The sequence below is a fragment of the Nonomuraea recticatena genome (genome assembly GCF_039533245.1).
Classification (GTDB): Bacteria; Actinomycetota; Actinomycetes; order Streptosporangiales; family Streptosporangiaceae; genus Nonomuraea; species Nonomuraea roseola.
This window is the reverse complement of record NZ_BAAATE010000002.1, coordinates 391,043-404,047: the sequence shown is the minus strand read 5'-3', so window position 1 is coordinate 404,047 and position 13,005 is coordinate 391,043. Positions and strand designations below refer to the sequence as shown.

The window sequence follows — 13,005 nt, the reverse complement described above, 5'->3', positions numbered from 1 at the left end:
CCTCCGGGAGTTACTCGCGAACCGCCCCCTGGAGCAGTCCGCGGATGAAGTGACGCTGGAGGAACAGATAGAAGATCACAACCGGGGTCGCCACGATGACCGATCCCGCCGCGAGGAGGGTGAAGCCCGCGGTGTACTGCCCCTGGAAGAAGGCCAGTCCCAGCGGCGCGGTCCGCAGCGACTCGCTCGTCACCATGATCAGCGGGATGAGGAACTCGTTCCACGTCCACATGAAGACCAGGACGGTCAGGGTGACGATGGCCGGCCTGGCCGGAGGCACCAGCACCTGCCACAGGATGCGCCACGTCGAGGCGCCGTCGATGCGGGCGGCCTCGACGATCGCGCGGCTGCTGGTGCGGAAGTAGGCCCGCATCCAGAAGGTGCCGAACGCCACCGACATCGCGACCTGCGGCAGCGCGATCGACCAGAACGTGTCCGTCAGGCCGAGACTACGCAGGTCGAAGTAGAGCGGGACCGCGATGGCCTCGCTGGGCATCATGATCCCGAGCAGGAACAGGTAGAACAGCGCCGCCTGTCCAGGGAAGCGCATGGTGCCGAACGCGTAGCCGCTCATGATCGACAAAACGACGCTGACGACCACGACGAACGACGACACCGCCAGGCTGGTGCGCAGGTAGGAGCCGAAGCGCCCGATCTCCCACGCCGCGGCGAAGTTGTCGAGGGGGCCGGATCCGGCGAAGCCGGGGCTGTCGTTGGGGCCGAGCGCGGCCGACAGGATCGTCACGATCGGGAACAGCGCGAACACGGCGAACGCGGTCAGGATGAGGTAGTTGGCCAGGCGCTCACCTCGAGAGATCACGAGACCTCCCTGTCGGCCACGCGGTTGATCACGAACGAGATCGCGAAGATGACGACGGTGAGGGTGACGCCGATGGCCGCCGCCGAGCCGACCTGGCCCAGCCCGAAGGCGCGGTGGTAGACCTCGTACGACGGCACGGAGGTGGAGTTGCCAGGACCGCCCCGCGTGGTGACGTACACCAGGTCGAACGTGCGCAGCGCGGCGATCACGGTCAGCGTCAGCGCGACCGCGATCTCCCCTCGGACCGAAGGCAGCGTGACGGCGAAGAACTCCCTCAGCGCGCCGGCCCCGTCGAGCCGCGCGGCCTCGTACAGCTCCGGCGGGATGCGGCTCATCCCCGCCAGGAGCAGCACGGTCACCAGGCCGGTCTCGAACCAGGTGCCGACCACGCCGACCGCCGGCAGCGCGAAGGTGTGGTCGCCCAGCCAGCCCCTGGTGAGCGAGTCGAGCCCGAGCGCGCCGAGCAGGCCGTTGAGCGTGCCGTCGGGGGCGTACACGCGCCGCCAGGCGACGGCCACCACGACCATGGCCACCACCTGCGGCAGGAACACCACCGTCCGGAAGAAGCCGAGTCCGCGCACCTTGGCGTGGTTGAGTATCGCCGCCAGCGTCAGCCCGATGACGAGCGGCCCCACGGCGTAGAACAGGACGAGGACAAGGGCGTGGCCGAAGGCGGCCCGCAGCCCCTCGTCCTCGACGATCGCGACGTAGTTGTCCAGCCCCGCCCAGGTGCCGAGGCTCAGCCCGTCCCAGTCGAACAGCGACAGGTGCACCGCGCGGCCGATGGGATAGAGCAGGAACACCGCGTAGACGGCGAAGGCGGGCAGCAGGTAGAGGAAGGCGACCCGGCGGGGCTCGCCGGGAGGATGGCCTGCCCGCGCCCTCACCGAGGACGAACGGGTGCGGATCACCTCGCTCCCCTCATCCGTTGCTCTCGACGAAGGTCTTGTAGTCCTTCTCCAGGGTGGCGAGGAAGTCCTGCGGCGCCGACTTCTTGGCCAGCAGGTCCTGCAGCGCCGCGCCCAGCGTGTCGGCGAAGGTCGGGGTGGCGTAGTCGAGGTAGGGCACCAGGCCGTTCTCCTCGGCCGCGGTGCCGAACGCGGTGAACATGTCCTGCTGAGGGCCCTGCTTCACCTTCTGCTGCTCGGTGTCGGCGATCGGCAGCAGGCCGTTGGCCGTGAGCACCTTCATGGCGTCGGCGTTGGTGATGAAGTCGATGTAGGCCGCCGCCGCGTCGGGGTGGGGGCTCTTGGCCGTGATGGCGAACGGCAGGCCGGTGCCGCCTGTCGCGACGGGCCCAGGGGCCGACCCCGTGCCGGGCGGCAGGACGAAGCCCAGGTCCTTGCCCATGACCTTCTCCAGGTCGGCGATCAGCCAGCTGCCCCCGATCAGGAAGACGCCCTCGCCCTTGCCGAACGCCTGCCAGGAGGCGTCGTAGCCCTGGCCGTTGAAGCCCTTGTTGAAGTAGCCCTTGTCGACCCAGCCGACGATCTGCTCGGCGGCCCTGGTGTTCTCCGGCGTGGTCCACGAGGCGCCCTTGCGGCCGAAGCCCAGCGTGGTGATCTGGTCGGCGGGGACGTGCCGTCCCTGCACGGTGCCGAAGACGTGGACGCCGGGCCACTTGTCGAGGTTGCCCAGTTGCAGCGGCACCTCGCCCGCGGCCTTGGCCTTGGCGAGCGCGGCTTCGAACTCCTCCCAGGTCTTCGGCGGCCGCAGACCCAGCTCGGACAGCTTGGCGGCGTTGTAGAGGATGCCGACGACCTCGCCGACCTGCGGCAGGCCGTAGATGTTGCCCTGGCCGAAGACCTTGCCGTCGGCGCTGTAGCTGACGTACTGCAGGACCGACTGCGAGTAGCGCTTCTTCCACCCGTAGGCCTCGGCGTAGGCGTCCAGCGGGCGCAGGTGGCCCGCCTTCACGAACGCGCCCATCTGCGGCCTGCCGTTGTTGGCCTGCACCACGTCGGGCGGCTCGTTCCCGCTCAGCGCGAGGCGCAGCGTGGTGTTGAGGTCGTCGAAGGAGCGGGAGACCCGCTTGATCGTGATGTTGGGGTACTTCGCCTCGAAGGCGGCGTTGAGCTGCTTCATCTGGGCGGCCTGCCCGCCGCGTACCTCCTGGTCCCAGATCGTGAGCGTCACGTCGCCGAGGGCCGCGGCGTCGGTGCGCACCGCCGAGGCGCTCGGCTGCGCCGAGGAGGCCACGGGCGGGGCCGAGGAGCCGGGCGCGCAGGCGGCCGCGGCGAGTGCCACGACACCGGCGGCGAGTACGGCGCGCGTCCCTGCGCCGCGCGTGTTCCGCGTCCGGACCTCTCGCGTCGAGGCGATCATGGTGTCACTCCTTCTGGGCGGGCACGCGAGGCGACTCGGGGCCTTCGGGCTCGTCGGGACCGGCGTGCGCTCCCTCGGAGGCGGCCGTGGAGCCTGCGCGTGGTTCGTGCGTGGTGGTGTCCCCTGATGCCTCCCCTGTGACCAGGGGGGCCATCTCCAGGTCGGCGTGCCTGGCGATGGTGGCGGCGGCCCTGCGCACCGCGCCCACGGGAACCGTGGGCACCAGCCTGTCGAGGAAGGCGTACCTGCGGGCCACCGAGTCGGCGTACGCGCCGCCGTGGCCGGCCTGCGCCCGCACCTCGTGCCACCAGTCGGCGATGTCCCCCCATCCCGGCGCGGCCAGCGATCCTCCGAACTGCTGGACGGCCAGCGCCGCGCAGAGCCCTGCGAAGGCCAGCCGGTCGGCCAGCGGCCAGCGGCACAGGGTGCCGAGCACGAAGCCCGCGCCGAAGACGTCCCCCGCGCCGGTCGGATCGAGCGCCGTGACGCGTGGAGCGGGGACGTACGCCTCCTCTCCGGTGATGGAGTCGATGGCCATGGCGCCGTTGGCGCCGTCGGTGACCACCGCGAGGGGCACCCTGTCGGCGATGGCGTACAGCGCGTCGCGAGGGTTGTCGGTGCCGGTGTAGGCCGTGGCCTCGACCGCGTTGGGCATGAACGCGTGGCAGGCGGAGAGCTGTTCGAGGAGCGCGGGCGACCAGGCGCCCGACGGGTCCCAGCCCACGTCGGCGAAGATCAGCGCGCCGTCGCGGTGCGCCAGCTCGGCCCAGGAGCTCGCGCCGGGGACGCCGAGCGGCTCCTCGGCCGAGAGCGCCACGATCACCGCCCTGGAGCGCGGCGGCGATCCGATCATCTCCGACGCCGACATGGGGGCGGCGTGGCCGTGGGTGACCATGCTGCGGTCGCGGTCGACGGCCATGGAGACCGTGACAGGCGAGTGCCACTGCTCGAAGCGCCGCGATCTCGACAGGTCGACCGCTTCCTGCTCGGCCAGCGTGCGCCAGCAGAAGTCGCCGTAGTCGTCGTCGCCGAACGCGGCGGCCAGCGAGGTGCGCAGGCCGAGCCTGCTGGTGGCGATGGCGAGGTTGGCGATGCCGCCGGGGCACGATCCCATGCCCTCGGCCCAGATCTCGGTTCCCGCCGCTGGCATGGCGGGCAGTCCTGTGAAGACGATGTCGAGGAAGACGGTGCCCGCCAAGAAGACGTCGAACTGCGGCCCCTCGGGGGTGCGCTGGTCGGCCAGAGGGTCGTACGCCTGGACAGACACGGGAAGAGTCCTCCTCGACAGATCGAGTTGTGCGCAATCTTGCACGATTCGCCGCGCATATCAAGTACTCTGTGCGGGCATTTGCTGAATGATGCTCACCGATGCACGCAAATGACTGATAGGATCCGACCGTGCTTCAGCACCTCAGGCATGCGGAGATCATGCGGCGGGTCCGCCTCTCGGGGGCCACCAGCGTGCGCGACCTCGCCAGGCAGCTCGGTGTGAGCCCGTCGACCATTCGCAGAGACCTCGAGGTGCTCGACCGCGACGGCACGCTGAGGCGCGTGCGCGGTGGCGCGCTCGCCGAGGTCGACGCCGACCACTCCATGCCCTTCGCCGAGGTGGCGGCGCTCGACGAGCGGGACAAGGAGGCCGTGGCCGACCGCGCCGCGCAGGTCGTGCGCGACGGCGACGTGGTCCTGCTCGACATCGGCACGACGACGATGCGCCTGGCCCGCAGGCTCCGTGGCCGCCGCGTCACCGTGGTCACCTCCAGCCTCGCCGTCCTCGACGTGCTGCGCGCCGACCCCGCGGTCGAGCTGCTGCTGCTCGGCGGCATGCTGCGCCGGCCGTACCACTCGCTGGTGGGGGTGCTGACCGAGGAGGCGCTGGGCCAGGTCTGCGCCGACAGGGTCTTCCTGGGCGCGAGCGGCGTGCGCCCCGACGGCCAGCTCGTCGACACCACCCTGGCCGAGGTGCCGCTGAAGCGCGCCATGATCGCGGCGGCCGGGCAGGTGGTGCTCCTGGTCGACCGGCAGAAGTTCCCCGGCACCGGCGCTCTGCGGGTGTGCGGCCCCGAGGACATCGACATGATCGTCACCAACGAGGGCGCCGACGAGACGACGCTGCGCAACTGCGCGGCGGCGGGCGCGGAGGTGCTGCTCGCGTGACGGACGCCCGGCGGGCCGGAACGGAGGTGTTGCAGGTGAGGGAGGCGCGATGAAACTGGCCGTGGTCGGAGGCGGAGGGTTCAGGGTCCCGCTCGTGTACGGCGCGCTGCTGCGCGACACCGCCAAGCCGCGCGTGGAGGAGGTGGTGCTGCACGACGTGTCGGCCGAGCGGCTGGCGGCCATCAGGAACGTGCTGGACCAGCTCGCCGAGGGACACGACAGGGCGCCCGAGGTGCGCACCACCACCGACCTCGACGTCGCGCTGCGCGACGCCGACTTCGTCTTCTCCGCGGTCCGCGTCGGGGGCCTGGCCGGCCGCACCGCCGACGAGCGGGTCGCGCTGGAGCTCGGCCTGCTCGGCCAGGAGACCACCGGGCCAGGCGGCATCGCCTTCGGCCTGCGCACCGTCCCCGTGGCCGTGCGCCTGGCCGAGCGGGTGGCCGCCGTCGCCCCGAGGGCCTGGGTCATCAACTTCACCAACCCGGCCGGCATGATCACCGAGGCGATGCGGAGCGTGCTCGGCGACCGCGTGGTCGGCATCTGCGATTCGCCGATCGGGCTGATCAGGCGGGCCGCCGCCGCTCTCGGGCTCGACCCCGCGCTCGTCTCGCCCGACTACGTGGGGCTCAACCACCTCGGATGGCTGCGGGGGCTCACCTACCAGGGCCGCGACGTGCTGCCTGGACTGCTCGCCGACGACGCGGCGCTGCGGCAGGTCGAGGAGGCCCGCGTCTTCGGCGACGACTGGGTGCGCACCCTGGGGGCGCTGCCCAACGAGTACCTCTACTACTACTACTACACCCGCGAGTCCGTCGCCGCGATCGACGGCGCGGGGCGCACCAGGGGCGAGTCCCTTCTCGAGCAGCAGAGCCGCTTCTACGCCGCCGTGCGGGAGCGTCCCCTGCAGGCCCTCGCCGAGTGGGGCAGGGCGCGCAGGGAGCGCGACGCGACGTACATGGCCGAGACCCGCGAGAGCACCGACGCCGGCGAGCGCGAGGCCGCCGACCTGGAGGCGGGTGGGTACGAGGGCATCGCGCTCGCCCTCATGGCCGCCATCGCCAGGGGTGAGCCCTCCACGATGATCCTCAACGTCCGCAACGGCAGCGCGGTGCCCGGTCTGCCCTCGGAGGCGGTGGTCGAGATCCCGTGCGCGGTGAACGGCTCGGGCGTCAGGCCGCTGGCCACCCGCCCGCTCCCCGGCCGTCTGCTGGGGCTCGTGCAGCAGGTCAAGGCCGTCGAGCAGACCACCATCGAGGCCGCGCTGACCGGCTCGGCCCGCCTGGCCGTCGAGGCGTTCGCCCTGCACCCGCTGGTCGACTCGGTCGGCACGGCGCGCAGGCTGCTCGACGGCTACCGCGCCCGCATCCCCGAACTGGCCGCCGTCATCCCGGGCTCCTCGTAGCGCCCGGCCTCGAGGAGCACGCAGGGAGGGCGAGTCGCCGCCCTCCCCCCGTCCTCGTCAGCTGGTGGCGATGACGCCGGGGAAGCCGTAGTAGGCCGGTCACGCTTCCCCTGGCCGGTGTGCTGCTGGCCCATCTGACCCGGCGCGAAGGGCCTGCGGGAGACCTGGCGGCCGCCGTCCTGGTTCAGGGGCAGGCGTTCCCCGCCGCGTTCGCTCTGCTGCCCTCGGGTGAGGAGGGCTGCTGCGTTGCGGTGGAGGCGGCCCATCCGGGACAGGACTGGGCGAGCCTGGCCCTCGCGGTGGCGCTGGTGGTGCTGCTTCGGCCCACCCAGGCAGGGCGCCTGCGCACGCTGCTGGCCGGCGTCGTGCTGACGGCGCTGCTGGTGGGCGGGGCGTCGACGACGGGCTGGGCCTGAGCCCAGGAGGCCTGACCCCTGCCATCTTGCGCCAATGTGGATCTTCCCGACTATTGTGATCTCCGTCTGTTGGAGGGGGAAAGCTGAGGATGGCGGTGGGCGGAGCCGAGGACTCTCTCGGAAGCCGGTACGTCCTTCTGGACGAGATCGGCGCCGGTGCGATGGGAACGGTCTGGAGGGGGCGGCACCGCGACAGCGGGGAGATCGTGGCGGTGAAGCTGCTGCGTGACAGCCTCTCCGGCGACCACGAGCTCGTCCTGCGGTTCGTGCAGGAACGCAACGTGATGAAGTCACTGCGCCATCCGCACATCGTCGCGGTGCGCGACTTCGTCATCGAGGGCGAGCGCCTCGCTCTGGTGATGGACTTCGTCGAAGGGGGCGATCTGCGTACGCTCCTCCAGCGGCAGGGCACGCTGCCCCCCGCACAGGCGGCGCGGCTGATGGCGCAGGTCGCCGACGCGCTGGCCGCGGCGCACGCCCTGGACGTCGTGCACCGCGACGTCAAGCCGGGCAACGTCCTGATCGACAGGGCCACCGGGCAGGTACGGCTGACCGACTTCGGCGTGGCCCGCATCGTCCACGGCCCTGGACTGACCCAGACCACCTCGGTCATCGGCACGCCCACGTACCTGTCCCCCGAGGTCGCCGACGGCAGCGCGCCCACGGCGGCGGTGGACGTGTACGCCCTGGGCCTGATCCTGTACGAGCTGCTCGCCGGGCGTCCGCCGTTCGTCGGCGACCATCCGATGGCCCTGCTCAGGCAGCACGCGACGGCCGCCCCCAGGCGACTGCCAGGCATGCCCGACGTCCTGTGGCCTGTCATCGCGGCGTGCACCGCCAAGGATCCTGCTCGGCGTCCGGCCGCCGCGCAGGTGGCGGCGGCGCTGCGCCAGGCGGCGCCTTCGCTGGCGGCCATGCCTGCGCTGCCTGCCGTCGCCAGAGGAGAGGCGCCCTCCGTCACGTCCGAGCCCCTGCCCGCGACGGGCCCCGTCCCTGCGCCCGAGACCGTGGCCTCGGGCCGGCGCCGATGGCCCAGGCAGCGGCTCGCCGTCGTCGCGGCGGCGGCGGTGGCGCTGGTGCTCAGTGCGGCGGCGGTGGCCGTCGTGGCGCCGTGGCGGGTGCCCGACGCGGGGGCGTCGCCCAGTCTGGCCGTCGCCTCGGCCGTGTCGACCCCCCAGGACCCCAGCCCTCCGCTGCCGGAGGTCGGCACGCCGGTCGGCACGGAGGTCGGCACGCCGGTCGGCACGGCGAAGAGCACGCCCCCGTCGTCGCCGAAGGAGCGGCCGGCGCGCAGCCGTACGCAGGAGGCGACCGTCTCCGAACAGCCCGAGCGGCCGGCCACGGCCAAGCAGCCCGCGCCGCGGGTCACGTCCCCGCGACCTCGGCGCACGACGGAGGAGCCGGTCGATCCGCCGCGCGAGAGCAGGCAGGAGGACATCGCGGGCGAGGGGACGGAGCCGGACTGGCGCTGCCGTCCGTGGATCTCCACGGGGACCGGCACGGGCACGGAGATGTCGCCCTGCATGGCCGTGGTGGGCGAGGTCCTGCACCTCAAGGGGCGGATCAGGGGGTCCACCTCGGTCTCCTCGGACATCCACGTGCAGCTGTTCAACACCGACGCCGACGCCAACGTCTCCCAGCCCTTCATCTGCTCGGGCGTCTCCCCCTCGAGCGAGGGCGAGATCGTCACCTGCGGCCCCTTCACCACCACGGCGGCGCGTACCGGGGCAAAGCTCGACGTGCGCCAGCGGTGGAAGAGAACGGGCACGGCCACCTTCGGCGGCGGCGCGGAGAGCCCCTACACCGTCTGGTGAGGGCCGTCCCGGCCGGTGGGGCCGGTCCAAGAAGCGGCAAAGGAGAGCGAGGCGCTCTTCCCTCCGGGTAGGGGCAGCGGCATGGCTCGATGTCTGGTCACCGGCGCGACCGGTTACCTCGGCGGACGGCTCGTGCCCGAGCTGCTCGCGGCCGGGCACGACGTCCGCTGCATGGTGCGGTCGGCGGGACGGCTGCGCGATCTGCCGTGGGCCGAACAGGCCGAGATCGCCGAGGCGGACGCGCGCGACCCCGAGCGCACGGGCGCGGCGCTGCGGGACATCGACGTCGCCTACTACCTGATCCACGGCATGAGCGGAGGACGCGGTTTCGCCGAGGCCGACAGGCAGGCCGCGCACACGTTCGCCGCGGCGGCCGGGCGGGCGGGCGTGCGCCGGATCGTCTACCTCGGCGGGCTCACGCCGGGCGCGTCCGAGGGACACGGCCTGTCCGCGCACATGAGCTCGAGGGCGGAGGTCGGCGAGATCTTCCTGTCGTCGGGCGTGCCGAGCGTGGTGCTCCGAGCGGCGGTGATCATCGGCTCCGGGTCGGCCTCCTTCGAGATGCTGCGCTACCTGACCGAGCGGCTGCCGGTGATGACGACGCCGCGCTGGGTGCGCAGCCGTACCCAGCCCATCGCCGTCCGCGACGTGCTGCGCTACCTGGTCGCATGGGCGGGCATCCCCGAGGAGGTCAACAGGGCCTTCGACATCGGCGGGCCCGACGTGCTGACCTACGCCGAGATGATGCGGCGCTACGCGGCCGTCGCGGGGCTGCCGCCACGGCTGATCATTCCGGTGCCGCTGCTGAGCCCGAGGCTGTCGAGCCTCTGGGTGGGGCTGGTCACGCCGGTGCCCGCCGCCATCGCACGTCCCCTCGTGGAGTCGCTGCGCACTCAGGCCGTCTGCGCCGAACACGACATCGCCCGGTACGTCGCCGACCCGCAGGGCGGCCTGATCGGCTTCGACCTGGCCGTCTCGCTGGCTTTGCAGAGGATCAAGGAAGCCGACGTCGTGACCAGGTGGTCGTCGGCGAGCCTGCCCGGCGCGCCGAGCGACCCGCTGCCCACCGACCCCGACTGGGCGGGCGGCAGCCTCTACATCGACCGGCGCACCGCCACCGTCGCCGCGGGCCCCGAGGACCTGTGGCGGGTCATCGAGGGGATCGGCGGCGAGAACGGCTGGTACTCCCTGCCCATGGCGTGGAAGATCCGCGGCGCGCTCGACAGGCTGGTCGGCGGCGTCGGCCTGCGCCGCGGCCGCCGCGACCCCCTGCGCCTGCGCGTGGGCGACTCCATCGACTTCTGGCGGGTCGAGGAGCTCGAGCGGGGGCGCCTGCTGCGCCTGCGGGCGGAGATGCGCCTGCCCGGTCATGCCTGGCTGGAGCTGAGCCAGAGCGTCGAGGACGGCCGGACCGTCTACCGCCAGCGAGCCGTCTTCCATCCCCACGGACTGCTCGGCCACCTCTACTGGTGGGCGATCTACCCCTTCCACGGCCTGATCTTCGGCAGGATGCCGAGGAACGTGGCGGCCGCCGCCCGTCGCAGCAGCTCGCGGTAGCGGGGGCTCGACGGTCGCGGTGCAACTTCGCGGGCCTGGAATCCGAAAGAATGACCCGGGGGGTGGCATGGACGACCTGAGCGAGGAGGAGGCGGGCTACGGCATCGGCGCCGTCGCCCGGCGGCTCGGCGTGCCCGCCCCCACCCTCCGCACATGGAACCTGCGCTACGGCATCGGCCCCAGCAGGCGCAGCCCGGGCGGCCACCGGCGTTACGACGCGGGTGACCTGCGCCGCCTGGAGGAGATGAACCGGCTGATCCACGCGGGAGTCGCCCCCGCGGAGGCCGCGCGCGAGGCGCTGAGACTACGCCCGTCCGAGACAGGCCGCGACGGCGGGACCGAGGACGGCGGCCCCGACGGCGGCCCTGACGTCCGTGCGCCGGTCCGTCAAGTGCCGTCGCCGGCGATGCTGGCGCGGGCGGCGAGCGTGCTCGACTCCCCCACCGTCGCCGACGGCGTGCGCGCCGCGCTCGACCGGTACGGCGTGCGGTGGACCTGGCACCAGCTCGTGTTGCCGGTCTTCGAGGCGATCACGCGCAAGGACCTGGGCATCGACGTCGAGCACCTGTTCTCCAACCAGGTCCTGGCCGCGCTGCACCCGCTCGTCGAGCCGCCGAGACAGGACACGCCTGCCCGTCCTGTGCTGCTGGCCTGCGCCGAGGACGAGCAGCACAGCCTGCCGATCTACGCGCTGGCGGCCGTCCTGACCGTCGAGCGGGCGGTGCAGACCAGGGTGCTCGGCGCCCGTACCCCCTACTCCGCGCTGGCCGACGCGATGCGCCGCCTCGGTCCCGCGGTGGTCTTCGTGTGGTCGCAGCAGGACTCCACCGGCGATCCCGCACCGCTGGCCGCGCTGCCGTCGCTGCGACCCACCGCCCGCGTCGTCGTCGGCGGTCCCGGCTGGTGGGACGGCCTGCCGAGGGGCGTCACCAGGGTGTCCACGCTCGACGCGGCGGTCTCCCAGGTCATGCACGCGCTGGCCTGATCTCCCTTGTCTTGGTTGCACGCCTTCGCGCGACCGACTATGAATAGGTTTTGAATAAGTTATCTTCGAGTGGGAGGGGATCGCGATGGAGGAGTTCAGCGAGAGCTATCGAGCGCACGCCGCTTCCGTGCGCGCCTACCTGCGGCGGCTGGTGCCCGTGCAGGACCTCGACGACGTGTTGCAGGTCGTCTTCACCGAGGCCTGGCGTTCCCGGCAGCGCTTCGACCCCGACCGGAGCATGCGCGCCTGGCTGCTCGGCATCGCCCACAAGCGGGGCGTCGACCACCTGCGCGCCCGCGCCGCGCCCACCGTGTCGCTGGACGTCGTCGGCGACCCGCCAGGACACGACGGCCGCATCGACGACCAGGCGCTGGCCGACCGCGACCAGCTCCGCAGGGCGCTGGCCGAGCTGCCCGCGCCGCAACGCCAGGCGATCGAGCTGGCCTACTACGGCGACCTGAGCCAACGGGAGATCGCCGAGCGGCTGCACGTGCCGCTGGGCACCGTCAAGGCGAGGACCGCCCGCGGCCTGCACCGCCTGTCCGCCCTGCTGGCCGCGGCATGATCCGCCCACGCGTCGCCGCGTCGAGCTGCCTGCTCGGCGAGCTGGTGCGCTTCAACGGCGGCCACAGCCGCGACCGCTTCCTGAGCGGCGCGCTCGACGCCCATGTCGACTGGGTGCGGATCTGCCCCGAGATGGAGGCGGGCCTCGGCACGCCGCGCGAGACGCTCCGCCTGGAGTCCTCGGCGGCGGGGCCTCGCCTGATGACCCGCAAGACCCGCCTCGACCTCACCGACCGCATGACCGCTCTGGCAACCGAGCGCGCCGCGGGCCTCGACGTCGACGGCTACGTGTTCAAGGCCAAGAGCCCCAGCTGTGGCATCCATGGCATCCCGTCCACCGGAGGCGACCGCAGGAACAGGGGCGTCTTCGCCGGGGTCGTGATGGACGCCCACCCGCTGCTGCCCGTCGAGGACGAGGGCCGGCTCCACGACGCGCTGATCCGCGAGACCTTCGTCGAGCGGATCTTCGCCCACGCCAGGCTGCGCGCCCTGTTCGCGACCGGCTGGACGCCACGCGATCTCGTCGCCTTCCACGCCAGGCACAAGATGCAGCTCCTCGCCCACGACCCGGTCGGCTATCGCGAGGCGGGCCGCGTGGTGGCCCGCGCGGGCGCGCGCCCGCGCGAGGAGCTGGCCGCCGACTACACCCGGGTGTTCTGCACGACCCTCGCCAGGAAGGCCGGCGTCGGCCGCAACGTCAACGTGCTCCACCACTGCCTCGGCATGATCACCCTTGACGCCGCGCGCAGGGCGGATTTGGTCGAGGTGATCGCCTCCTACCAGGCGGGGCAGGTCGCGCTCAGTGTCCCTGCCACCCTCCTGCGCCACCACGCGCGCGGAGAGGGCGCCGGTTACGTGCGCGACCAGACCTACTTCTCGCCGTACCCCGAGGATCTCGGGCTCCGCAACCACGTCCTGGAACCCGCCTGAGCCGAACCCGGCGTCCCACCCCGCTCCGAAGTCGA

The 13,005-nt window shown here is 72.4% G+C and carries 12 protein-coding genes; 8 read left to right on the top strand and 4 right to left on the bottom strand.

Translation table 11 applies throughout. The annotated features are described in order from the left end of the window. Positions 1 to 10: 10 nt before the first annotated feature. From ABFX50_RS05185 to ABFX50_RS05170, 4 genes are read right to left on the bottom strand one after another with little or no spacing between them, the layout of a single operon-like run. Entirely contained in the window at positions 11 to 820 is an 810-nt protein-coding gene (locus ABFX50_RS05185) for a carbohydrate ABC transporter permease (RefSeq protein WP_346143691.1), read from the bottom strand. Continuing rightward, the gene (locus ABFX50_RS05180; RefSeq protein ID WP_346143689.1) at positions 817 to 1,731 is read right to left on the bottom strand and encodes a carbohydrate ABC transporter permease; all 915 of its coding nucleotides are present in this window, start codon (positions 1,729 to 1,731) and stop codon (positions 817 to 819) included. Before ABFX50_RS05180 ends, ABFX50_RS05185 begins: the two co-directional genes overlap by 4 nt. A 10-nt stretch (positions 1,732 to 1,741) precedes the next feature. Continuing rightward, positions 1,742 to 3,145 carry an extracellular solute-binding protein gene (locus ABFX50_RS05175; RefSeq protein WP_346143687.1) on the bottom strand — a complete coding sequence of 468 codons (1,404 nt, stop codon included), beginning with the start codon at positions 3,143 to 3,145 and terminating at the stop codon, positions 1,742 to 1,744. Between the two features lie 4 nt (positions 3,146 to 3,149). After that, positions 3,150 to 4,412 (bottom strand): PfkB family carbohydrate kinase, encoded by a 1,263-nt coding sequence (locus ABFX50_RS05170; RefSeq protein ID WP_346143685.1) that lies wholly within the window; start codon positions 4,410 to 4,412, stop codon positions 3,150 to 3,152. 131 nt (positions 4,413 to 4,543) lie between these two features. Here ABFX50_RS05170 and ABFX50_RS05165 point away from each other — a divergent pair, with 131 nt between their 5' ends. The 8 genes from ABFX50_RS05165 to ABFX50_RS05130 all read left to right on the top strand — a co-directional run bounded on the left by ABFX50_RS05165 (position 4,544) and on the right by ABFX50_RS05130 (position 12,970). Continuing rightward, positions 4,544 to 5,302, top strand: a complete 759-nt coding sequence (locus ABFX50_RS05165; RefSeq protein WP_346143683.1) for a DeoR/GlpR family DNA-binding transcription regulator — start codon at positions 4,544 to 4,546, stop codon at positions 5,300 to 5,302. Positions 5,303 to 5,351: 49 nt separating this feature from the next. After that, entirely contained in the window at positions 5,352 to 6,704 is a 1,353-nt protein-coding gene (locus tag ABFX50_RS05160) for a 6-phospho-beta-glucosidase (RefSeq protein ID WP_346143681.1), read from the top strand. Between the two features lie 119 nt (positions 6,705 to 6,823). Continuing rightward, positions 6,824 to 7,120, top strand: a complete 297-nt coding sequence (locus ABFX50_RS05155) for a hypothetical protein (protein ID WP_346143679.1) — start codon at positions 6,824 to 6,826, stop codon at positions 7,118 to 7,120. A gap of 89 nt (positions 7,121 to 7,209) precedes the next feature. Then, positions 7,210 to 8,934: a serine/threonine-protein kinase gene (locus tag ABFX50_RS05150; RefSeq protein WP_346143677.1), complete on the top strand. Its 1,725-nt coding sequence runs from the start codon at positions 7,210 to 7,212 to the stop codon at positions 8,932 to 8,934. A gap of 81 nt (positions 8,935 to 9,015) precedes the next feature. Further along, positions 9,016 to 10,491: an SDR family oxidoreductase gene (locus tag ABFX50_RS05145; protein ID WP_346143676.1), complete on the top strand. Its 1,476-nt coding sequence runs from the start codon at positions 9,016 to 9,018 to the stop codon at positions 10,489 to 10,491. A gap of 67 nt (positions 10,492 to 10,558) precedes the next feature. Further along, on the top strand, positions 10,559 to 11,476 hold the full coding sequence (locus ABFX50_RS05140; RefSeq protein WP_346143674.1) for a MerR family transcriptional regulator: 918 nt from the start codon (positions 10,559 to 10,561) through the stop codon (positions 11,474 to 11,476). Positions 11,477 to 11,561: 85 nt separating this feature from the next. After that, positions 11,562 to 12,041 carry an RNA polymerase sigma factor gene (locus ABFX50_RS05135; protein ID WP_183645505.1) on the top strand — a complete coding sequence of 160 codons (480 nt, stop codon included), beginning with the start codon at positions 11,562 to 11,564 and terminating at the stop codon, positions 12,039 to 12,041. Then, entirely contained in the window at positions 12,038 to 12,970 is a 933-nt protein-coding gene (locus tag ABFX50_RS05130; protein WP_346143672.1) for a YbgA family protein, read from the top strand. The genes ABFX50_RS05135 and ABFX50_RS05130 overlap by 4 nt, the downstream gene beginning before the upstream one ends. Positions 12,971 to 13,005 lie beyond the last annotated feature (35 nt).

Coding starts and splice junctions, on each gene's coding strand:
- ABFX50_RS05175 (WP_346143687.1), bottom strand. CDS start 3,145: ATGATCGCCTCGACGCGAGAGGTCCGGACGCGGAACACGCGCGGCGCA.
- ABFX50_RS05145 (WP_346143676.1), top strand. CDS start 9,016: ATGGCTCGATGTCTGGTCACCGGCGCGACCGGTTACCTCGGCGGACGG.
- ABFX50_RS05160 (WP_346143681.1), top strand. CDS start 5,352: ATGAAACTGGCCGTGGTCGGAGGCGGAGGGTTCAGGGTCCCGCTCGTG.
- ABFX50_RS05140 (WP_346143674.1), top strand. CDS start 10,559: ATGGACGACCTGAGCGAGGAGGAGGCGGGCTACGGCATCGGCGCCGTC.
- ABFX50_RS05130 (WP_346143672.1), top strand. CDS start 12,038: ATGATCCGCCCACGCGTCGCCGCGTCGAGCTGCCTGCTCGGCGAGCTG.
- ABFX50_RS05150 (WP_346143677.1), top strand. CDS start 7,210: ATGGCGGTGGGCGGAGCCGAGGACTCTCTCGGAAGCCGGTACGTCCTT.
- ABFX50_RS05135 (WP_183645505.1), top strand. CDS start 11,562: ATGGAGGAGTTCAGCGAGAGCTATCGAGCGCACGCCGCTTCCGTGCGC.